Genomic DNA, 583 nt, shown 5'->3' with positions numbered 1-583 from the left:
AGTTGCCAGACGGCTTGTGCTTTGTCTTGTTTGGTGATTTTTCCTTGTTTCGAACTAAGGCATTCAACTTTTTTAGATACTCATTTTCCATTTCAAGCTGTTTGATACGTTCTTCGAGTGCTTCGACAGACCCTTGAACTACGGATCGTYTGGTRGACGAATTGGAATTTTTCTTCATGGATGGACGCCCTTTCTTTTTTGGCTCAAGGGCTTCTAAACCGCCTGTCTCCATCTTTCTCTGCCAGGAATACAACATGGAGAAGTCCGGAAGCTTAAACAAARCAGCGGTATCCATGAGAGAAGAGTCTGATTGAGCCATATGATTGAGTACGTCCAGTTTAAAGCTTGCCGGATATTTTGTATAGCCGTTAGTAAAGGCAGTCTCACCATGCATCTTATAGAGCTTCAACCAATATTGGAATTGAGACTTGGTAACGCCCAYTTGATTTGCGTATTCGGTCTGAGATAGAAGATCAGAGTCATACCCTTGAATTAATGCCAATTTGCTATCCTTAGTAAATTTAGTCATAAAAMAACTGCACCTCCAACTGTTAGATGTGTCTAACAATTGGGGTGCAGTTCA

1 pseudogene is annotated in these 583 nt (G+C 41.3%); it reads right to left on the bottom strand.

The window, feature by feature from the left end:
• Nucleotides 1–529, bottom strand: a pseudogene (locus tag ACPV3A_RS37745) (transposase); the annotation flags it as partial.
• Nucleotides 530–583 lie beyond the last annotated feature (54 nt).

The organism is Paenibacillus sp. Dod16, assembly GCF_049893405.1.
Classification (GTDB): Bacteria; Bacillota; Bacilli; order Paenibacillales; family Paenibacillaceae; genus Paenibacillus_AQ.
The sequence above is the reverse complement of the archived record's forward strand: the minus strand, read 5'-3'. Positions and strand labels throughout refer to the sequence as shown.